The organism is Nesterenkonia sp. F, from assembly GCF_000220985.1.
GTDB lineage: Bacteria > Actinomycetota > Actinomycetes > Actinomycetales > Micrococcaceae > Nesterenkonia.
This window is the reverse complement of sequence record NZ_AFRW01000067.1, coordinates 1-19,372: the sequence shown is the minus strand read 5'-3', so window position 1 is coordinate 19,372 and position 19,372 is coordinate 1. Positions and strand designations below refer to the sequence as shown.

Here is a 19,372-nt window from a genome sequence, read left to right as displayed (position 1 = left end):
GTGGGCGCGCTGCCCGGCCGGGCGCTGGCGGCCCGCTCCGCCGGGGCGACGACGGCCACCGCGGAGGCCTACCGGCGGCTCGTCGGGGGCGAGGCCTTCGACGGCGTGCACCGTCGGTCGCTGCCCTCGGTGCTGATCCACGTCCTGGGCTTCCCGGTGCAGGTGGCGCTGATGGCCGACCGTCAGTTCCCGCTGCCGCTGATGGGGCTGGTCCACCTGTCCAACGTGGTCGAGCATCGGCAGCCGATCCGCGCCGAGCAGCCGCTGCAGATCCGTGCTCGGGCGGAGAACCTGCGCGAGCACCGGCGAGGAGTGCAGGTCGACCTCATCACCGAGGTGCTGCGCGACGACGCCGACCCCGCGTCCCCGGGGGAGGCAGGACGTGCTCTGGACCGGCACCTCGACGTACCTCGCCCGCGGCCTGCGACTGGCGGACGAGCCGGCCGGCCGGGAACGATCCTCCGCGGAGCCGTCGGCCGGATCGTCCGGCGAAGCGGTCCGGCGGTCCGGCGGCGACGTCGCGCTGCCGCCGCGGACGGCGACCTGGACGTTCGGCGCCGACGCCGGCCGCTCCTGGGCCGCGGTCTCCGGGGACTGCAACCCGATCCACCTCTCGGCGGTCAGCGCGAAGGCGCTGGGCATGCCGAGCGCCATCGCCCACGGGATGCACGCCGCCGCCGAGATGCTCGAGGGGCGCGAGCCGCAGGAGGCCGGCCACCGCTGGAGCATCACCTTCGAGGCCCCGATCCGGCTGCCCGCGCGGGTCGCCGTCGCCGCCGAGGATCTGGGCGCCGGGCGGACGCGGATCACCGGCTGGGACGCACGGCGCCGTCGTCGGCACTTCCACGGCGAGCTGCGGCTGCCGTCCCGGGACTGACGCCCGGGCTCGTGCTCGCCTCGACGATGGCTCCGTGGAACGTGTGGGAATGCGGCGACTTTCCCGCACCTCCCACGGAGTCATCGCCGGTGGAGGAGGCGGCAGGACCGGCGGGGGAGGTTCCTCGTAGGATGGTGGCCATGGCAGCAGCGCAGCGCGGGTCCTCCCGCCGATCCTCCGGCTCCGCCGGCGTCGATTTCCGCACCGTCGAACCGGCGCCGCTGATGCTGCTCAGAGGGCCCGAGGACTACGCCGCGACCCGGGCGACGGACCGTGTCAAGGATCTGCTCCGCGCCCAGCATCCGGATCTGGAGTACACCCGGCTGGACGTCAGCTCCGCCGGATCCGGCGCTCTGGCCACGCTGGCCTCGCCCTCGCTGTTCGGTGAAGCCCGGCTCATCCTCGCCGAGGATCTGGCCCAGACGTCCGACGCCTTCCTGCAGGAGGCGCTGGCCTATCTCGACGAGGTCGCCGCCGACGTCACGCTGGTCTTCCGCCACACCGGCGGCAACCGGGGCAAGAGGCTGCTGGACGTGCTCGCCCGCCGCGCCGTCGTCGTCGACTGCTCGGCGGCGAAGACCGACGCCGACAAGCTCGACTTCCTGCGCCGGGAGTTCCGCGCCGCAGGCCGGGAGATCCAGCCTGACGCCGCCCGGGCGCTGGTCGCCGCGGCGGGCTCCTCGCTCTCCGACCTCGGCGGGGCGTGCCGGCAGCTGATCCGAGACATCGACGGCGAGATCACCGAGGAGCACGTCGATCGATACCACGGGGGCCGCGTCGAGGCCACGGCCTTCAAAGTCGCCGACGCCGCCTTCGAGGGGCGCGGGTCCGACGCCGTGCGGCTCTACCGCCACGCGCTGGCCACCGGCGTCTCACCCATCGCGGTCACCGCCGCGCTGGCCCGCAAGGGCCGGCAGATCGCCGCACTGGTCGATCATCGCGGCAGTCCCGACGCGCTGGCCTCCACGCTGGGGGCCGCGCCCTGGCAGCTGCGCCAGGCGCAGGACACTGCGCGCCGCTGGCAGTCCGCCCGGGCCGGAGCGGCCGTGGAGGCGATCGCTCGGGCCGACGCCGAGGCGAAGGGAGCCTCACGGACTCCGGAGTATGCCGTCGAACACGCGCTGGCCGTCGTCGCCGCAGGCGTGGGGCGCTGAGCCGCAGCGCCTTCCTGCCGCCGCCCGCTGATCCGGTCTCTGGTAGCATGGCGACGCAGTGCTCACGGCCCGTCACGGGCCGGCACACCCTGCGGCAGAGATCCCTCTGCGCGGTTCGAGGTCCCTCTGCCTGACGAGCCGCGTGATCGCCATGGCCCCCCACGCCACTCAGTCTGTCTTCTGCCGCCACGCAGGGATGCAGCCCTCACGTACGCAGTGAACCCCAGACAGGAAGACATTTTCGTGGCAAACATCAAGTCTCAGAAGAAGCGCGTCCTCACCAACGAGAAGGCCCGCCTGCGCAACCAGGCCGTGAAGTCGGACCTGAAGACCGCGATCAAGAAGGTCCGGAAGGCCGTCTCCGCCGGCGACAAGGACACCGCGCTCTCGGCGCAGCGCAGTGCGGCCCGCAAGCTGGACAAGGCCGCCTCGAAGGGCGTCATCCACAAGAACCAGGCCGCCAACCGCAAGGCCGGCCTGGCCGCGAAGGTCAACTCCCTCTGATCCGTCCGCGCTGACCGCGGTCCCGCCGCGGCGCGACGCGATCCTCCGCCCGCCGCCCGCCGGCGGGCGCCCGAAGGCCCCGCGCAGATCGCTGCGCCGGGGCCTTCGGCATACCTGCGTGCGGATCCATGGAAGAATGGATCCGTCCGCCCGCCCCCGACGCACAGAGAAGGATGTCCGCCCCGTGTCACCGAAGGCCCGCACCCCGCAGGTGCCCGCTGCGACGGATCCGAGCCTCATCCGGAACTTCTGCATCATCGCGCACATCGACCACGGCAAGTCCACGCTGGCCGATCGCATGCTCCAGCTCACCGGCGTCGTCCAGCCGCGGGAGATGAAGGACCAGTACCTGGATCGGATGGACATCGAGCGGGAGCGCGGCATCACGATCAAGTCCCAGGCGGTGCGGATGCCCTGGGAGTTCGAGGACGAGACCTTCGCCTTCCACATGATCGACACGCCCGGGCACGTGGACTTCTCCTATGAGGTCTCCCGCTCGCTGGACGCCTGCGAGGGTGCGGTGCTCCTGGTCGACGCCGCCCAGGGCATCGAGGCGCAGACGCTGGCCAACCTCTACCTCGCCATGGAGCACGACCTGGTGATCATCCCGGTGCTCAACAAGATCGACCTGCCTGCGGCGGAGCCGGACAAGTACGCCGAGGAGATCGCCCACCTGATCGGCGGCGACCCCGACGACGTGCTGCGGGTCTCCGGCAAGACCGGCGAAGGCGTCGAGGAGCTGCTCGACCGGCTGGTCGTCGAGGTGCCGGCACCCACCGGCGACGCCGAGGCGCCGGCCCGGGCGATGATCTTCGACTCCGTCTACGACACCTACCGCGGCGTGGTGACCTTCGTCCGCGTCGTCGACGGCCATCTGTCCCGGCGTGAGCAGATCCGGATGATGTCCACCGACGCCACGCACTCGCTGCTGGAGATCGGCGTCTCGCAGCCGGAGCCGCAGGCCACCGAGGGGCTCGGCGTCGGGGAGGTGGGCTATCTGATCACCGGAGTGAAGGACGTCCGCCAGTCCAAGGTCGGCGACACCGTCACCTCTCGGGACCGACCGGCCGAGGAGCGCATCGGCGGCTACCAGGAGCCGCGGCCGATGGTCTTCTCCGGCCTGTTCCCGATCGACGGATCCGACTTCCCGGTGCTGCGCGAGGCGCTGGAGAAGCTGCAGCTCAACGACGCCGCGCTCAGCTTCGAGCCGGAGACCTCGGCGGCGCTGGGCTTCGGCTTCCGCGTGGGCTTCCTCGGGCTGCTGCACCTGGAGATCACCCGGCAGCGCCTCGAGGCCGAGTACGACCTGGACCTGATCTCCACCGCGCCGAACGTCATCTACCACGTCACCACTGAGGACGGGGAGCTGCACGAGGTCACCAATCCCAGCGAGTTCCCCGACGGCAAGCCGACCGAGATCCGCGAGCCCATCGTCGACGCCACCGTCATCGTCCCCGCCGAGTACGTCGGTCCGGTCATGGAGCTCTGCCAGTCCCGGCGCGGCACCATGCAGGGCATGGACTACCTCTCGGAGGAGCGCGTCGAGCTGCGCTACACGCTGCCGCTGGCCGAGATCGTCTTCGACTTCTTCGACCAGCTGAAGTCGCGCACCAAGGGCTACGCCTCGCTCAACTGGCAGGGGACCGGCGACCAGGCGGCCGACCTGGTCAAAGTCGACATCCTGCTGCAGGGAGACAAGGTCGACGCCTTCTCGGCGATCACCCACCGCGACCACGCCTACTCCTACGGCGTGAAGATGGCCAAGCGGCTCAAGGACCTGATCCCGCGCCAGCAGTTCGAGGTGCCGGTGCAGGCCGCCGTCGGCTCGCGCATCATCGCCCGCGAGACCATCCGCGCCATCCGCAAGGACGTGCTCTCGAAGTGCTACGGCGGCGACATCTCGCGCAAGCGCAAGCTGCTGGAGAAGCAGAAGGAGGGCAAGAAGCGGATGAAGACCGTCGGCACCGTCGACGTCCCGCAGGAGGCCTTCATCGCCGCGCTGTCCTCCGACGAGGACGGCGAGGGCAAGGGCTGACCCGGTGCCGGCCGCCCTGCCGCCCGGCGACCCCGTCCCGGCCGACGGATCCCCGCCGCCCGCCGTCCGCGCGGCGCTCCCCGCCCGCGCCGACCGGCCGCTGGGGCTCTACGTCCACATCCCGTTCTGCTCCGTCCGCTGCGGATACTGCGACTTCAACACCTACACCGCCGCGGACCTCGGCGAGGGCGCCTCGCGGGAGAGCTACCCCGACACGCTGATCTCCGAGCTGGAGTTCGCCGCCGGCGTGCTCGAGGAGTCGTCGGCGCCCGCCCGACGGCTGTCGACGGTGTTCTTCGGCGGCGGCACCCCGACCCTGCTGCCCGCCGAGGAGCTCGCCCGCATCCTGACCCGGGCCCGGGAGCTCTTCGGCCTCGTCGAGGGCGCGGAGATCACCACCGAGGCGAATCCGGACACGCTCGACGACGCCGCGGCGGCCACGCTGGCCGCGGCCGGCTTCACCCGGGTGAGCATCGGCATGCAGTCGGCGGTGCCGCATGTGCTGGCCACGCTGGACCGCACCCACGACCCGGCCAACGTCTCGCGCGCCGTCGCGGCGGTCCGCGGTGCTGGCATGGAGGTCAGCCTGGACCTCATCTACGGCACCCCCGGCGAGAGTCTCGCCGACTGGGAGACCAGCCTGCGCGAGGCTGTGGCGATGGATCCCGACCATGTCTCGGCGTACTCGCTGATCATCGAGGAGGGCACCGCCATGGCCGCGCAGATCCGGCGCGGGCGGCTCGCCGACGTCGACGGCGACGACCATGCCGACAAGTATCTGCTGGCCGACCGGATCCTCGCCGAGGCGGGATACTCCTGGTACGAGGTGTCCAACTTCTCCCGCGGCCCGGGGACCCGGTCGCGGCACAATCTGCACTATTGGCAGGACACCGACTGGTGGGGCGCCGGCCCCGGTGCGCATTCGCATCTGGCCGGCCTGCGCTGGTGGAACGTGAAGCATCCAGCGGCCTACGCGCAGCGGCTCGCCGCCGGCATCAGCCCCGGACACGGCCGCGAGGTCCTCGACGACGAGGCGGTCGCCCTGGAGCACCTGATGCTGCGGCTGCGCATCGCCGAGGGGCTCGACCTCGCCGAGCACGCCGCCCTGGACGCCGCCGAGCCGGTCACCGCCGAGACCACCTCCCGGCTCGTCGCCGAGGGGCTGGTGGAGGAGGAGCCGCTCGTGCCGGACGAGGTGCATCCCGCCGGACGTCTGGTGCTCACGCTGCAGGGACGGCTGCTGGCCGACGCGGTCACCCGCCGGCTCGCCGGCTGATCGCGGCGGTTCGTCGTCGACGGCCCGGGCGGCCCGGGGGCGGTGCGGCGGGTCAGTGGACGAGCCGCACGTTCAGCCGATAGCGGTACGGGCGGCCCTTGTTGCACTCGATGCCGGCGATGAGCCCAGCCAGCGTCATCACGACCCAGAGCAGCACCGCCGCGAGGCCGAAGATCCAGCCGATCACCGGCAGCAGGGCCAGCACGTAGGCGGCCAGCAGCAGCACGGTCAGCGGCAGCGTGAAGTTCAGCGCCTCCTTCGACTCCTGGGCCACGAAGGGTCCCCGGTCGCGGAAGACCAGATAGATCACCAGCGACGGGAGACAGCCCATCAGTCCGCCGAAGTGCGCGAGCGTGGCCCAGCGCCGGTCCTCGGCGGGGGTCAGCGGCAGGGCGGCCGAGGAGGAGCCCTGCAGATGCTCGGAGGCGCGGGAGCGCCCGGGGCGCTCGGCGGAACCGTCGGGCTGTGACACGGCACCTCAGCTCTCTTCACGTGCACTCGGGTCTGCGGTCTGACGCGGGCGTGCGGCCGCCGCCGAGACGGTCGACGCACATCGCCCTCGGGCGCATTCTAGCCGTCGCACCTGGATGCGCGACGACACCCGCGTCTCAGCGTCGAGGCGTGTCGGCTCCGGGAGGGCGATCCCGGGACGGGCCGTTCACCCCTGCGGCTCGGCGGTGACGAAGTCGATGAGCTCCTCCACCCGGCCGAGCAGCGCGGGCTCCAGGTCGGCGTAGCTGCTCACCGTGCCGAGGATGCGCTTCCAGCCCTGGGCGACGTCGCGCTGGGAGGCGTGCGGCCAGCCCAGGGCGCGCAGCGTGCCGATCTTGATGTCGACGTCGCGGGGGATGTCCGGCCAGCGCTCCAGCCCCAGCAGCTGGGGCTTCACCGCCTGCCAGACGTCGACGTAGGGATGGCCGAGGACCAGCACGTTGTCGCGCGCGCCGGACAGCGCCATGGCCTCGGCGGCGATCCGAGACTCCTTCGAGCCGGAGACCAGGTGGTCCAGCAGCACGCCCACGCGGCGACCCGGGCCGGGAGAGAACTCCCGCAGGGCGCCGACCAGGTCGTCGGCGCCGTGCAGCGGCTCGACGACGACGCCCTCCAGGCGGAGATCCTCGCCCCAGACCTTCTCGACCAGCTCGGCGTCGTGGGTGCCCTCCACCCAGATGCGCGAGGCGCGGGCGACGCGGGCGGCGGCGCCGTCGACGGCCAGCGAGCCCGAGGCGGTCCGGCGCGGTCCGGTCGGGGCGCTCGTCCGCGGCGACGGGGCGCTCGTCCGCGGCGACGGGGCGATCAGCCGCACCGGTTCGCCGTCGACGAGGAAGCCGTGGCCCAGCGGGAAGGCCCGGGTGCGGCCGCGACGGTCCTCGAGGCTGACCAGGTGCACGCCGCCGGCGGCCTCGACGCCGACGACGGCGCCGACCCATCCGCTCTCCGTCTCCTCGACGACGGTGCCGGGATCGGCCGGCATGTCGGCGACCTCGCGCTGCTGGGCGCGGCGGCGGGCGGCGAGGTCCGTGGGGCCCCAGGCGGACCAGTCGGCGGAGAATCCAGCGGGTGTCACAGTCTGCAGACCCTAGCAAGGCCGCGTTCGCCGAGGGAGGAGGCGCGCTGCCGGGAGGCGAGGATCCGGGGAGAGGCGATAGAATCAGCACCTGCCTCCGGAGAGTGCCAGCCGCCGGGCGCCCGAGGGGTGCCCGGATCGCGGCCGCGGCGTGCGCCCCTGCGGCGCGCTGCGGCGCACGGAGCACCCTGGACCGGCCCGGACCAACCAGCCCCGCCCACGAGGAGGACCGAGCAGCGATGTCGGACACGCGACGACTGCAGGTGCTGCGCGCCATCGTGGAGGACTATGTCCACAGCCACGAGCCGGTCGGATCCAAGGCCCTGGTGGACCGTCACAATCTGGAGGTCTCGCCGGCGACGATCCGCAACGACATGGCGCACCTGGAGGCCGACGGGCTCATCGCGGCGCCGCACACCTCCGCCGGCCGCATCCCCACGGACCGAGGCTATCGGCTCTTCGTCGACCGGATCTCCGAGATCCGTCCGCTCAGTCCCGCCGAGCAGCGAGCGATGGACGCTCTCGTCGAGGCCGCCGACGACTATGAGGCCATGCTGGAGCAGACCGTGCGCCTGCTGGCGATGCTGACCAACCAGGTCGCAGTGCTGCAGCATCCGCAGCACAGCACGGCGCGGATCCGCCATGTCGAGGTGCTCTCCATGGACCGGCAGAAGGTGCTGGTCGTGGTGATCCTCTCCTCGGGCAAGGTCGAACAGCGGATGGTCACGCTGGCCGAGGGCCTCGAGGAGGAGTCGCTGCACGTCATCGGACGTCAGCTCGTCTCGCAGCTGCACAACCGATCGGCGACGGCGCTGCCGCTGCCGGTGGACCGGCTCATCGGCTCGGTGGAGCCGGTGCTGCAGCCCGCGATGGCGGTGGTCGCGCAGACGGTGGCGGCGATCCTGGAGTCCGGCCGGGTGGATCGCATCATCATGGCGGGCACTGCTAACCTCGCCAGGTCCGACCAGGACCTCGGGCCCTCGCTCGGGCCGGTCCTGGAGGCCCTCGAGGAGCAGGTGGTGCTGCTGCGCCTGCTGGAGGAGATGAAGCAGGACGAGCGCGGTCTCTCGGTGCGCATCGGCCATGAGACCAGCCACGACTCGCTCGCCGGAACTGCGGTGGTCGCCGCGGAGTACGGCGCCGACGACGGCGCCCAGCTGGGCGTCGTCGGACCCACGCGCATGGACTACGGCTCGACGATGTCGGCGGTGCGCGCGATGGCACGCTATCTTTCCCGAATCCTGTCTGAAGGGTGAACAGTGACTGACTACTACGAGGCGCTCGGCGTCGACCGCGACGCGTCGACGGAGGAGATCAAGAAGGCGTACCGGAAGCAGGCCCGCAAGCTGCATCCGGACGTGAATCCCTCGGAGGAGGCCGCGGAGAAGTTCAAGGTCCTCGGCCGCGCCTACGAGGTGCTCTCCGACGCCGAGAAGCGGCGGAACTACGACGCCACCGGCGACGAGAACGGCCGGGGCGGCCCGTCCTTCGGCGGCGGATTCGGAGGCGGCGGCTTCGGCGGCTTCGGCGACATCTTCGAGACCTTCTTCGGCGGCGGGGGAGGCGGGCCGGCCTCGCGCACCCGTCGTGGCCAGGACTCGCTGATCCGCGTGCGCATCGACCTGCAGGACGCGGCCTTCGGCACGACCAAGGAGGTCGAGGTCGAGACGGCGGTGACCTGCTCGGTCTGCGACGGCACCTGCACGCGCGAGGGCTCCACGCCGACCACCTGCTCGGACTGCGGCGGCCACGGCCAGATCCAGCGTCCGATGCGCTCGATCCTGGGCACCGTGCTGCAGACCGAGACCTGCGCCCGCTGCTCGGGCTTCGGCTCGATCATCGAGGATCCCTGCCAGGAGTGCGACGGCCAGGGTCGGGTGCGCGAGCGGCGCACGCTGAAGGTCAAGATCCCCGCCGGCGTGGACAAGGGCAACCGGATCCACCTGGCCGGCGAGGGCGAGGCCGGACTGGCCGGGGGGCCGTCCGGCGATCTCTACATCGAGGTCGACGTGCGCCCGCACGAGGTCTTCACCCGCCGCGGCAACGACCTGCACGCCACGGTCACCGTGCCGATGACCGCCGCGGCGCTGGGCACCACCGTCAGTCTGGACACCTTCGACGGCGAGGAGCAGGTCGAGGTCAAGCCGGGCACGCAGTCCGGCGAGGTCTTCACCCTCCGCGACCGCGGCGTGCAGCACCTGCGCGGCGGCGGACGCGGGGCCCTGAAGGTCCACCTGAAGGTCGAGACCCCGCAGAAGCTCAGCGAGCGGCAGAAGGAGCTGCTGCACGAGCTCGCCGAGGAGCGCGGCGAGGAGGCCGGCGAGTCGACCACCGAGCACCGCGGCGTCTTCGCCAAGCTGCGCGAGGCCTGGGACAGTCTGTGACCGCTCCGCTGTTCCACCTGGCCCCGGGCGCGCTGGACGCCGTCGAGGCCGGGTCCCGGGTGCTGGTCGACGGCGCCGAAGGCCACCATGCGGCCACGGTGATGCGGCTGGCTCCGGAGGAGGAGATCGTCCTCTCGGACACCCGCGACCGCCGGGCCGAGGGCGTGGTGACCGCGGTCGGCTCGGGCGAGCTGACGGTGGAGGTCCGCCGCGTCGACGTCGAGCCGCGTCCGGCCCCGCAGCTGGTGCTGGTCCAGGCGCTGGCCAAGGACCGTCGCGACGTGCAGGCGATCGAGTCGGCCACCGAGCTGGGCGTCGAGCGGATCGTGCCGTGGAGCGCCGAGCGTTCGGTGGCCCGCTGGAAGCCCGGCCGCGAGGCGAAGAAGCATGCTGAATGGGTCTCCACAGTGCGCACTGCGGCCAAACAGACCCGCCGGACCGCGATCCCGGAGGTCGAGGCGCTGCACACCACCGCCCAGCTCGCCGAGCGCATCGCGTCCTCGGCGGACCTCGCCGCCGTGGTGCTCCACGAGACCGAGGAGCACACGCTCGCCGAGGCGCTGACCGCTCTCGGCCTGTCCCCGGCCGGCGCAGCCGGCGGCATGGACGGCACGAGCGGCAGCGAGGGCACGGGCGGCACGACTCTGCAGACGCTGCTGCTGCTCGTGGGGCCGGAGGGCGGCATCTCCGAGGCCGAGATCTCCCGGCTGAGCGAAGCCGGCGCCGGGTCGGCGCGGCTCGGCCCGTCGGTGCTGCGCTCGTCGACCGCCGGGCCGGCCGCGCTGACGGCCGTGCAGGTGCTGCTGGGACGCTGGGACCGCCCGAGCGCCGACGGCCAGTAGACTGGCGGCGATGACAGAGACACCGCAGACTCCGCCCGATGCGACCTCCGGGCTGGCCAAGGGTGCCGCCTCGGCGCCGGTGGGCAGCATCGAGCGCACCGTGCACTTCGCCGACCCCGACATCATGTTCCGCGCGCTGGGTCCGCAGGACCTGGCGGTGCGCATCCTGCAGGGCATCAGCCCCGCCAGCTCGATCGGCCTGCGCGACCAGCGGCTGACCGCGGCCGGCCCGGCGCGGGAGGTCGAGCAGATCGTCGAGATCCTGACGCAGCTCAAGACGCTGGCGGCCTCGGGGACGACCGCCACCGAGGACCTCATCGAGCAGGTGGCCACGATGGTCCGAGCCGACCGGGCCGCCGACTCCGCGCGGATGGTCAGCACCGACGTGCTCTCCCACCGCGGCCGGACCATCCGTCCCAAGACCGCCAACCAGCAGGCGTACGTGGAGGACATCGACACCTCCACCGTGGTCTTCGGGATCGGGCCGGCCGGCACCGGCAAGACCTATCTGGCGATGGCCAAGGCCGTCCGGGCGCTGCAGGCCGGGGAGGTCAACCGGATCATCCTGACCCGGCCGGCCGTCGAGGCCGGCGAGCGGCTGGGCTTCCTCCCGGGAAGCCTCAACGACAAGATCGACCCGTACCTGCGCCCCCTCTACGACGCGCTGCACGACATGCTCGACGCCGAGTCGATCCCGCATCTGATGGAATCGGGGATCATCGAGGTCGCCCCGCTGGCCTATATGCGCGGCCGCACGCTCAACGACTCCTTCATCATCCTGGACGAGGCGCAGAACACCACCGCCGAGCAGATGAAGATGTTCCTGACCCGGCTGGGCTTCAACTCCAAGATCGTGGTCACCGGCGACATCACCCAGGTCGACCTGCCCGGGGGCACGGACTCCGGACTGCGCACCGTGCTGGAGATCCTCTCCGACGTCGAGGACGTGACGATCACCCGGCTGAGCTCCGACGACGTCGTCCGCCACCAGCTGGTGGGGCGCATCGTCGACGCCTACGAGGCGCACCAGAATCGCCGGGAGCGCCGCGACGGCGGTCGCGGCGCCGCCGCGAAGGGGGAGCGATGACCGGCGTCGGGGCCCGGGCGTCCGGGATCGTGGTCGAGGACGCCTCCGGATCGGGCCGGGTCCCGGACGGGGCGGTCGAGCTGCTCCGCCGGCTCGGCGGCCACGTGAAGCACCGCCTGCATCTGGGCGAGGCCGTCGAGGTCGCGATCACGCTGATCGACGACGAGCAGATGGCGGCCCTGCACGAGGACTGGCTGGACCTGCCCGGCACCACCGACGTGATGAGCTTCCCGATGGACGAGCTGCGCGCCGGCACGGCGGAGGAGCCCGTCGCCGCCGGGATGCTCGGCGACGTGGTGATCAGCCCCGACGTCGCCGCGCGTCAGGCCGCCGAGGCCGGCCATGACACCGACGACGAGCTCGCGCTGCTGGCCGTGCACGGGATGCTGCACCTGCTCGGCCACGACCACGCCGAGGAGGCGGAGCGGCGGCGGATGTTCGCCCTGCAGACCGAGCTGCTGACCGGATTCCTCGGGCGCCCCGCCCCGACGCCGACCACCGGAACGGACGCATGAGCGGCGGGTCTATGAGCGACGGACCTCTGGTGCCGATCCTGCTGCTGGTGCTCGCCGCGCTCTGCGCGCTGGCCGCCGTCGTGCTGTCCACAGCAGAGTCCGCCTTCATGCGGCTGAGCCGCCGCGAGGCCGAGGAGATCGCGCAGAAGCATGGCTCGAGTGCGGTGGCCCGCATCCTGGACGACCCGGTCGCGCACACCGTCGCGCTGCAGCTCTGGCGCTGGCTCGGGGCGGCGATCGCCGTGCTGCTGGTGACCCTGGCGGCGGTGCGGCTCACCGGCGGGCCGCTGGCCGGCGGCCTCGCCGCCGGAGGCATGCTGGTGCTGGGCGGGATCGGGCTCGCCACGCTCTCGCCGCGCCGCGTGGGTCGGCAGCACCACCTGCTGGTCGCCACGCATACGGCGCGGCTGGTGCGCGGGCTGCGCACTGTGCTGGGCCCCGTCCCGCGGCTGCTCATCACCACGGGCACGCGGCTGGTGCCCGGCACCGGCGGCCCGGACCAGGGCTTCTTCGACGACGAGGAGCTGCGCGACGCCGTGGTGCGCGCCTCGGAGGGCGACGTCATCGAGGACGCCGAGGCCGAGCTGATCCAGTCGGTCTTCGACCTCTCGGAGACCCGCGTGCGCGCGGTGATGGTCCCGCGCCCCGACATGGTCTCGGTCTCCGCGACCGCGACGCTGGGAGAGGTGCTGTCGATCTTCCTGCGTTCCGGCTACTCCCGGGCGCCGGTCATCGAGGGGTCTGCGGACGCCGTGACCGGCATGATCTATCTGAAGGACGTCGCCTTCCTGGAGCATCGGCTGCACGCCGGGGAACCGCCGGCGGCCTTCGCCGAGCGGGCCCCCGAGGGCGTCGTCGCCGCCGAGGTCCAGCGCGCGGCGCGCTTCGTGCCCGAGTCCCAGCGCGTCTCGGCGCTGCTGCCCGAGCTGCAGCGGGAGTCCACGCACGTCGCCGTGGTCGTCGACGAGTACGGCGGGACCGCCGGACTGGTGACGCTGGAGGACCTCATCGAGGAGATCGTCGGCGACATCGTCGACGAGTACGACGTCGAGGCCGCCGAGGTCGAGGAGCTCGGCGACGGGCGGCGCCGTCTCTCGGCACGGATGAGCGTCGACGACTTCGCCGAGCTCCACGGGCTCGACCTCGACGACGAGGAGGACGTCGACACCGTCGGCGGTCTGCTCGCCAAGGCGCTGGGGCAGGTGCCGATCGTCGGCTCGGAGGCCGAGATCCAGGGGGTGCTGGTGCGCGCCGACGGGCTCTCCGGTCGGCGGAACCGCGTCAGCCATGTGCTCACCGCTCCGGCCCCCTCCCGGCAGGAGCGTGAGACCATGGAGCGTCCGTCCGATGCCGGATTCGGCGCCGACGCCGGTGCCGAGGACCGCGGCGGCCCAGCGGGGCCGCCCGCGCACCGCGGGCCCGGGCCGACGGCCGCAGCACCGACGAGACCCGCACCGACGAGCAGCAGGAGCACCAGTGAGCGATTTCCAGACCGTGCGCTTCGCGGAGCATGACGAGACCCATCGGGCCGGCTTCGCCAGCTTCGTCGGGCGGCCGAACGCCGGCAAGTCCACGCTGACCAACGCTCTGGTCGGCGAGAAGGTCGCGATCACCTCGTCGAAGCCGCAGACGACCCGCCACACCGTCCGCGGGATCGTCCACCGCGAGGACTCCCAGCTGGTGCTGGTCGACACCCCGGGGCTGCACCGTCCGCGGACGCTGCTCGGCCAGCGGCTCAACGACCTGGTGATCGAGACGCTCTCCGAGGTCGACGTCATCGGGTTCTGCCTGCCGGCGGACGAGACCATCGGCCCCGGCGACCGGTTCATCGCCGAGCAGCTGACCAAGGTGCCGCACCAGCCGGTGGTGGCCCTGGTCACCAAGACCGACACCGTGCCGCGCGGGGCGCTGGCCGAGCAGCTCATGGCCGTCGAGGCGCTGGGCCGCGAGCGGCTGGCCGGGCGCGGCCGCCAGGACGACGGCTTCGACGCGATCATCCCGGTCTCCGCGACGGCCGGCGACCAGGTCGAGGTGGTCGCCGACGAGCTGATCCGTCGGCTGCCGCTCTCGCCGCCGCTGTACCCCGAGGGCGATCTGACCGACGAGCCCGAGGCGGTCATGGTCGCCGAACTCGTCCGCGAGGCGGCGCTGGAGGATGTGCGCGACGAGCTGCCGCACTCCATCGCCGTCGTCGTCGACGAGATGGCCCCGCGCGAAGGACGGCCGGAGGACCGTCCGCTGATCGACGTCCACGCCAGCATCCACGTCGAGCGCGACTCGCAGAAGGCGATCATCATCGGCCGCGGCGGGCGCCGGCTGCAGGCGATCGGCACCGCGGCCCGCGAGTCCGTCGCGAAGCTGCTGGGCACCCCGGTCTACCTGGATCTGCATGTCAAAGTCACCAAGGACTGGCAGCGCGATGCGAAGAAGCTCGGCAAGCTGGGCTTCTGAACGATCCGAGGCGTCGGCCGATCGTCGTCCGCGGTCCACACTCTGGACCCTCCGGCCGGTGCGTGCCGCCGCGGTCCAGCGCATGCTAGGTTGTGTGCCGTGCAGCACTTCAGCGTTCCGATGCCTCGACTAGAGCTTCTCCGCCGCAGCGGGGAAGAGCTGTCGCGCGCGCCGTTCCCGGCGGTCGTCGCGGCATCCTGAGGCCGGTCCCCGTTGCGGAGTTCCCGCGCCGCCGATGAGTCGACGCGCCCCGGCTCAGTCCGACGACCCGCACCCGACGACCCGAGGACGTGATCCCGTGCGCCAGCTCCAGAAACCCTCTCCGATGCCGTTCCACCGGTACCTGCCCTTCGAGGAGCAGATCACCGTCGAGCTGCCCGACCGCACCTGGCCGGGCCGGAGCATCACCCAGGCCCCGCGCTGGTGCGCCGTCGACCTGCGCGACGGCAACCAGGCCCTCATCGACCCGATGTCCGCGGAACGCAAGCACCGGATGTTCGACCTGCTGGTCGAGATGGGCTACAAGGAGATCGAGGTGGGCTTCCCGGCGGCCTCGCAGACCGACTTCGACTTCGTCCGTCAGCTCATCGAGGGCGACAAGATCCCCGACGACGTCTACATCCAGGTGCTCACCCAGGCCCGCGAGCACCTCATCGAGCGCACCTTCGCCGCGCTGCAGGGCGCGCCGCGGGCGATCGTGCATCTGTACAACTCCACCTCGGTGCTGCAGCGCGAGGTCGTCTTCGGCCTCGACCAGGACGGCATCGCCGACATCGCCGCCCAGGGCGCCCGGATCTGCCTGAAGCACGAGGAGCAGATGCTGGCCGGCTCCGCCGTCGACACCGAGATCGTCTACCAGTACTCGCCGGAGTCCTTCACCGGCACCGAGCTCGACTTCGCCGCCCGCATCTCCGACGAGGTGGTCGACATCCTGGGCGGCACCCCGGAGAAGAAGGTCATCGTCAATCTGCCGGCGACGGTGGAGATGGCCACGCCCGACGTCTATGCGGACTCCATCGAGTGGATGCACCGCAACCTGCGGAATCGGGAGTCGATCATCCTCTCGCTGCATCCGCACAACGACCGCGGCACCGGCGTCGCCGCCGCCGAGCTGGGCTACATGGCCGGCGCCGACCGCATCGAGGGCTGCCTCTTCGGCAACGGGGAGCGCACCGGCAACGTCGACCTGGTCACCCTCGGGATGAACTTGTTCAGCCAGGGCGTGGACCCGCAGGTCGACTTCCGAGACATGGCACGCATCCGGCGGATCGCCGAGCACTGCAACCAGATGCCGGTGCAGGAGCGGTCGCCCTACGCCGGCGACCTCGTCTTCACCGCCTTCTCCGGATCCCACCAGGACGCCATCAAGAAGGGCTTCGAGCATCTCGAGCGCCGGGCGGCCGAGCAGGGCCTCGCCGTCGCCGACACCACCTGGGCGGTGCCGTATCTGCCGATCGACCCGAAGGACATCGGCCGCAGCTACGAGGCCGTCATCCGGGTCAACTCGCAGTCGGGCAAGGGCGGCGTGGCCTATCTGCTCAAGAGCGACCACGGCATCGATCTGCCCCGCCGGGCGCAGGTGGAGTTCTCCGCCGTGGTCCAGCACCGTGCCGACGACGGCGGCGGAGAGGTCTCCGGCGACGAGATCTGGCAGATCTTCCGCGACGAGTATCTGCCGGTGGACAGCGCCTCGCACCAGTGGGGCTACTACCGGCTGGGCCAGGTGCAGACGGCGTCCACCGCCGACGGGGGCTTCTCCATGGAGGTGGAGCTCGAGGCCGGCGGATCCCGGACGACGGAGCATGCCGAGGGCAACGGACCGGTGGCCTCGTTGCTGGAGATCCTGGCCCGCGACGGCGTCGACGTCCGCGTGCTGGACTACAGCGAGCACGCGATGAGCCAGGGCGGCGACGCCCAGGCGGCGGCCTTCGTCGAATGCGCCATCGGTGAGCGGGTGCTCTGGGGCGTGGGCATCGACCACAACACCACCACCGCCTCGCTGAAGGCCGTGGTCTCGGCGGTCAACCGCGCCATCCGCAGCATCGAGCACCCGGAGGACTCCGCCGTCTGAGCACCTCCGCCTCTCGTCCGCTCCGCCGTCCCCGCGGCCGGCGCGGCCTCCGGGACGGCGGAGCGGACGGGAGCAGACGGGAGCGGAGAGATGCGGGCACGGGAGTAGACTGGGGCGGTGGCCGGATCGACCTTCGCCTCGCGCAGCTATCGGGACGCCGCCGTCGTGCTGCGCACCCAGCAGCTCGGCGAGGCGGACCGCATCATCACCCTGCTCACCCGAGGGAACGGGCTGGTGCGCGCCGTCGCCAAGGGCGTGCGGCGGACGTCGTCGAAGTTCGGCGCCACTCTCGAGCCCTTCATGGTCGCCGACGTGCAGCTGGTGCACGGACGGAGCCTGGACATCATCACCCAGGCCGTCTCGCGCGGGACCTACGGCTCGCAGATCGTCGCCGACTACGACAAATACCGGGCGGCGGCCATCATGGCCGAGGCGACCGAGCGGCTCACCGATGCCGACGCCGACGGCACCGCCGGGCAGTTCGCACTCCTGCACGGGGCCCTCTCGGCGCTGGCCCGCTCGGTGCATCCGCCGGATCTGGTGCTGCACTCCCATCTGCTGCGGGCCATGAGTCTGGCCGGCTGGGGGATCTCCTGGGAGGCGTGCGCCTCCTGCGGCCGTCCCGGCCCGCAGGAGAGCTTCCACCCGGCGTGGGGCGGCCCGCTGTGCGGCGACTGCCGGGCCCCGGGCGCGCTGAGCACCTCCCGGGCCGTCGTCGGGCTGCTGGCGGCGCTGCAGGCCGGCGACTGGGAGCGGACCCGCGCCGCCGACCCGACGAGCCGTCACGACGCCGGGGACGTCGTCGTCGCGCATCTGCAGCACCATCTGGAGCGCCGGCTCGCCTCGCTGGGCTGACGCGTCGCTGTGCACGCCGGCCGCGGACACGCGCCATAATGGTCGCCATGGCATCTCCCTCCACCGTCCGCAGCTATGAGGATCCGTGGCCCCACGCCGACGGCGCGACGCCGCCGCGGCTCCCCGCCGAGCTGATCCCCGACCACGTGGCGATCGTCATGGACGGCAACGGCCGCTGGGCCAATCAGCGCGGGCTGCCGCGGACCGAGGGGCACCGGGCCGGCGAGCAGGCGCTGATGGAGGTGATCGCCGGGGCCGTGGAGGCCGGCGTGTCGCATGTCAGCGTCTTCGGCTTCTCCACCGAGAACTGGAAGCGCTCCCCGCAGGAGGTCCGCTTCCTGATGGGCTACTCGCGCGACGTGATCCGACACCAGGCCCAGGTGCTGCACTCCTGGGGCGTGCGCGTGCGCTGGAACGGCCGGCGCCCGCGGCTGTGGAAGTCCGTGATCCGCGAGCTCGAGGCGGCCGAGGAGCTGACCCGGGACAACGACCGCTGCACGCTGACGATGTGCGTGAACTACGGCGGCCGGGCCGAGATCACCGACGCGGCCCGGGAGATCGCCCGCAAGGCCGCGGACGGCCGACTGGACCCCGAGCAGATCCGCGAGTCCACGCTGGCCGCGCATCTCGACGAGCCCGATCTGCCCGACGTCGACCTCTTCCTCCGCAGCTCCGGCGAGCAGCGGATCTCCAACTTCCTGCTCTGGCAGTCGGCCTACGCCGAGATGGTGTTCCTCAACGTGCTCTGGCCGGACGTCGACCGCACCACGCTGTGGCGCGCGCTGGACATCTACGCCCGCCGCGACCGCCGCTACGGCGGTGCCGTGGATCAGGTGCCCTCGGCCCCCTCGCCTGAGGAGAAGGAGCCGGAGCACGGTTCGCCGTCGTCTTCCGGCGGCGGTGCGGGCGCCGGAGCCTCCGGGCCGTAGGCGCGCAGCCAGCGCAGCATCTCGTCCAGCGCCGTCCGCCGCACCGGCGCCCGCGAGGCGAAGACGTCGTGCAACGCCCCCTCGATCCGCGTCACGGCGACCTGCGGGCCGAGCCGGACGGCGCGGCGTGCCAGCACCTCGACGTCGAGCACGGCGTCGGAGGCGGTCAGCTCCTCGCTCCAGCGTCTCTGGTAGCGGGTCCGGTCGGAGAGCAGCACCAGCACCGGCACGGTGATGTCCAGGCCTGCGGCCACGGCGCGGTGTCCGGCGGCGACGGCGCGCATCCATCCGGGGGCCATCGGGAATGACCGCCGAGGCCTCCAGCGGGGGTGCAGACGCCATTCGCCGCGCGCCTCGACCGAGAGCGAGCGCCAGTAGTGGTCCAGCCGGGGCAGCGAGAGCGGCCGGGAGGGATCCAGACGGGTCAGCGGGGCGGCCAGCGCCTCGACGGCGGTGCGCGCCGGGGCGTCGCCGGGCATCTCCAGCCAGGGGCTGTTGAGCACCAGGGCGGAGGCCCGGCCCGGATGCCGGTGGCTCCACAGCGCGACGACGAGCCCGCCGGTCGAGTGGGCGTGGATCACCGGCGCCGGGGCCCCGGGATTCTCCTCGGCGATGATCGCCAGCGCCGCGTCGAGCTCCTCGTCGTACCGGGCCAGGTCGTCGATGTAGCCCGGGGTCTGCCAGGGCCGCAGGCTCCGGCCGTAGCGCCGCAGGTCCAGGGCGTAGAAGCGCCGACCCGCCGCGCTGAGTCGGCGGGCCAGCGGCAGGTTGTAGAAGTAGTCCGACCAGCCGTGCACGTGCAGGACAGGGGCGGCGGGGGGAGCC

The 19,372-nt window shown here is 72.2% G+C and carries 19 protein-coding genes; 15 read left to right on the top strand and 4 right to left on the bottom strand.

Annotation, left to right across the window (positions count from 1 at the left end; all coding sequences use genetic code 11):
• Positions 1–399: hypothetical protein (locus GU5_RS17560; RefSeq protein WP_237704674.1), on the bottom strand; the 399-nt coding region annotated here is incomplete at its 3' end.
• On the opposite strand from GU5_RS17560, the gene GU5_RS15840 reads away from it, so the two are divergent.
• The 5 genes from GU5_RS15840 to hemW all read left to right on the top strand — a co-directional run bounded on the left by GU5_RS15840 (position 383) and on the right by hemW (position 5,846).
• Positions 383–877, top strand: a complete 495-nt coding sequence (locus GU5_RS15840) for a MaoC/PaaZ C-terminal domain-containing protein (RefSeq protein ID WP_010524589.1) — start codon at positions 383–385, stop codon at positions 875–877. The two genes, GU5_RS17560 and GU5_RS15840, sit on opposite strands and share 17 nt — an antisense overlap.
• Positions 878–1,017: 140 nt before the next feature.
• Entirely contained in the window at positions 1,018–2,031 is a 1,014-nt protein-coding gene (holA, locus tag GU5_RS0105560) for a DNA polymerase III subunit delta (protein ID WP_029514045.1), read from the top strand.
• A 243-nt stretch (positions 2,032–2,274) separates the two neighbouring features.
• Entirely contained in the window at positions 2,275–2,535 is a 261-nt protein-coding gene (rpsT, locus tag GU5_RS0105555; RefSeq protein ID WP_010524587.1) for a 30S ribosomal protein S20, read from the top strand.
• A gap of 184 nt (positions 2,536–2,719) precedes the next feature.
• A complete protein-coding gene (lepA, locus tag GU5_RS0105550) occupies positions 2,720–4,570 on the top strand; it encodes a translation elongation factor 4 (RefSeq protein WP_010524586.1) in 1,851 nt (616 codons plus the stop codon).
• A gap of 4 nt (positions 4,571–4,574) precedes the next feature.
• A complete protein-coding gene (hemW, locus tag GU5_RS0105545; RefSeq protein WP_010524585.1) occupies positions 4,575–5,846 on the top strand; it encodes a radical SAM family heme chaperone HemW in 1,272 nt (423 codons plus the stop codon).
• A 52-nt stretch (positions 5,847–5,898) separates the two neighbouring features.
• Here the strand turns inward: hemW and GU5_RS0105540 are convergent, their stop codons facing one another.
• Both GU5_RS0105540 and GU5_RS0105535 read right to left on the bottom strand, forming a co-directional pair.
• A complete protein-coding gene (locus GU5_RS0105540; RefSeq protein WP_010524584.1) occupies positions 5,899–6,318 on the bottom strand; it encodes a DUF4870 domain-containing protein in 420 nt (139 codons plus the stop codon).
• A gap of 186 nt (positions 6,319–6,504) precedes the next feature.
• Positions 6,505–7,413 carry a DUF3097 family protein gene (locus GU5_RS0105535; RefSeq protein ID WP_010524583.1) on the bottom strand — a complete coding sequence of 303 codons (909 nt, stop codon included), beginning with the start codon at positions 7,411–7,413 and terminating at the stop codon, positions 6,505–6,507.
• A gap of 239 nt (positions 7,414–7,652) precedes the next feature.
• Between GU5_RS0105535 and hrcA the strand changes: the two genes are divergently transcribed.
• From hrcA to GU5_RS0105485, 10 genes are all read left to right on the top strand, one after another.
• The gene (gene hrcA / locus GU5_RS0105530) at positions 7,653–8,669 is read left to right on the top strand and encodes a heat-inducible transcriptional repressor HrcA (RefSeq protein WP_010524582.1); all 1,017 of its coding nucleotides are present in this window, start codon (positions 7,653–7,655) and stop codon (positions 8,667–8,669) included.
• 3 nt (positions 8,670–8,672) lie between these two features.
• A complete protein-coding gene (gene dnaJ / locus GU5_RS0105525) occupies positions 8,673–9,797 on the top strand; it encodes a molecular chaperone DnaJ (protein ID WP_010524581.1) in 1,125 nt (374 codons plus the stop codon).
• Positions 9,794–10,639: a 16S rRNA (uracil(1498)-N(3))-methyltransferase gene (locus GU5_RS0105520; RefSeq protein WP_010524580.1), complete on the top strand. Its 846-nt coding sequence runs from the start codon at positions 9,794–9,796 to the stop codon at positions 10,637–10,639. The genes dnaJ and GU5_RS0105520 overlap by 4 nt, the downstream gene beginning before the upstream one ends.
• A 10-nt stretch (positions 10,640–10,649) precedes the next feature.
• Positions 10,650–11,726 (top strand): PhoH family protein, encoded by a 1,077-nt coding sequence (locus GU5_RS0105515; RefSeq protein WP_010524579.1) that lies wholly within the window; start codon positions 10,650–10,652, stop codon positions 11,724–11,726.
• Between the two features lie 26 nt (positions 11,727–11,752).
• Positions 11,753–12,241, top strand: coding sequence for an rRNA maturation RNase YbeY (ybeY, locus tag GU5_RS0105510; protein ID WP_029514044.1), 489 nt, complete (start codon positions 11,753–11,755; stop codon positions 12,239–12,241).
• An 11-nt stretch (positions 12,242–12,252) separates the two neighbouring features.
• The gene (locus tag GU5_RS0105505) at positions 12,253–13,755 is read left to right on the top strand and encodes a hemolysin family protein (RefSeq protein ID WP_010524577.1); all 1,503 of its coding nucleotides are present in this window, start codon (positions 12,253–12,255) and stop codon (positions 13,753–13,755) included.
• The gene (gene era / locus GU5_RS0105500; protein WP_010524576.1) at positions 13,718–14,692 is read left to right on the top strand and encodes a GTPase Era; all 975 of its coding nucleotides are present in this window, start codon (positions 13,718–13,720) and stop codon (positions 14,690–14,692) included. Before GU5_RS0105505 ends, era begins: the two co-directional genes overlap by 38 nt.
• Before the next feature lie 298 nt (positions 14,693–14,990).
• Positions 14,991–16,763 carry a 2-isopropylmalate synthase gene (gene leuA / locus GU5_RS0105495; RefSeq protein ID WP_010524575.1) on the top strand — a complete coding sequence of 591 codons (1,773 nt, stop codon included), beginning with the start codon at positions 14,991–14,993 and terminating at the stop codon, positions 16,761–16,763.
• 117 nt (positions 16,764–16,880) lie between these two features.
• On the top strand, positions 16,881–17,618 hold the full coding sequence (recO, locus tag GU5_RS0105490; RefSeq protein WP_010524574.1) for a DNA repair protein RecO: 738 nt from the start codon (positions 16,881–16,883) through the stop codon (positions 17,616–17,618).
• Positions 17,619–17,656: 38 nt separating this feature from the next.
• Complete coding sequence (locus GU5_RS0105485) at positions 17,657–18,547, top strand: isoprenyl transferase (RefSeq protein ID WP_010524573.1); 891 nt, start codon at positions 17,657–17,659, stop codon at positions 18,545–18,547.
• Here the strand turns inward: GU5_RS0105485 and GU5_RS0105480 are convergent.
• Positions 18,448–19,372: alpha/beta hydrolase (locus GU5_RS0105480; protein ID WP_139084327.1), on the bottom strand; the 925-nt coding region annotated here is incomplete at its 5' end. The genes GU5_RS0105485 and GU5_RS0105480 overlap by 100 nt on opposite strands.

What these genes read in the sequence shown, in the direction of transcription:
- hrcA (WP_010524582.1), top strand. Translation starts at nt 7,653, where the DNA reads ATGTCGGACACGCGACGACTGCAGGTGCTGCGCGCCATCGTGGAGGAC.
- GU5_RS0105515 (WP_010524579.1), top strand. Translation starts at nt 10,650, where the DNA reads ATGACAGAGACACCGCAGACTCCGCCCGATGCGACCTCCGGGCTGGCC.
- GU5_RS0105505 (WP_010524577.1), top strand. Translation starts at nt 12,253, where the DNA reads ATGAGCGACGGACCTCTGGTGCCGATCCTGCTGCTGGTGCTCGCCGCG.
- GU5_RS0105485 (WP_010524573.1), top strand. Translation starts at nt 17,657, where the DNA reads ATGGTCGCCATGGCATCTCCCTCCACCGTCCGCAGCTATGAGGATCCG.
- holA (WP_029514045.1), top strand. Translation starts at nt 1,018, where the DNA reads ATGGCAGCAGCGCAGCGCGGGTCCTCCCGCCGATCCTCCGGCTCCGCC.